The sequence below is a fragment of the Bacillus sp. LR--39 genome (genome assembly GCF_053613335.1).
Genome location: NZ_JBSIOT010000474.1, coordinates 1 through 937 on the forward strand (window position 1 = coordinate 1; position 937 = coordinate 937).

The 937-nt window shown below is 46.3% G+C and carries 2 pseudogenes; both read left to right on the forward strand.

From position 1 onward, the window contains the following. Window positions 1-488: pseudogene (gene rsbQ / locus ACWHAR_RS24245) on the forward strand (sigma factor SigB/phosphatase RsbP regulator RsbQ); the annotation flags it as partial. A gap of 35 nt (window positions 489-523) precedes the next feature. Next, window positions 524-937: pseudogene (gene rsbP, locus ACWHAR_RS24250) on the forward strand (phosphoserine phosphatase RsbP); the annotation flags it as partial.

Sequence of the window (937 nt, forward strand, 5' to 3'; positions counted from 1 at the left end):
GCCGCCCGGAGCTTTTTTCCCAGCTGGTGATGGTAGGGCCTTCTCCTTGCTATTTGAATGATCCGCCTGAGTATTACGGAGGATTTGAAGAGGAGCAGCTCCTCGGCTTGCTGGAGATGATGGAGAAAAATTATATCGGCTGGGCAACTGTATTTGCGGCAACCGTTCTGAATCAGCCAGATCGGCCTGAAATTAAGGAAGAGCTTGAAAGCCGTTTTTGTTCTACTGATCCTGTCATTGCCCGCCAATTCGCGAAAGCGGCGTTTTTTTCTGATCACCGAGAGGATCTTTCGAAGGTAACGGTTCCCTCTCTTATTCTCCAATGTGCAGATGATATCATCGCACCTGCAACAGTAGGTAAGTATATGCACCAGCATCTGCCTTATAGCAGTCTGAAACAAATGGAGGCTCGCAGACATTGCCCTCATATGAGCCATCCAGATGAGACGATACAGCTGATCGGCGATTATTTAAAAGCACACGTGTGATATAGGAACGAAAGGGATAGAGGTGACCCTCTTAGATGGACAAACAATTGAATGATGCACCATGCGGTTTCCTCGCTTTGTCAGAAGAGGGGTCGATCATAGCTGCCAACCGCACCCTTATCAAGATTCTGGATTATGAACCGGAGCAGGTTATCGGCCAGCACATGAATATGATGTTGACCATTCCCGCACAGCTTTTCTGCCAGCTTTATTTTTTTCCTCTTTTGAAATTGGAGCATCACATCGAAGAAATATACATTTCCCTGAAAGCTAGAGATGGAGAAGAAATTCCCGTCCTTATCAATGCTACTGCGAGACACGATAGCGGGGCTTCTGTCTTTGATTGTGTTCTTATTCCAATGCGAAAGCGAAATGAATATGAAAATGAGCTGCTGATAGCCAGAAATGAGGCTCAGGAAGCTTTGCTTGCCAAACAGAAAGCCAATGCG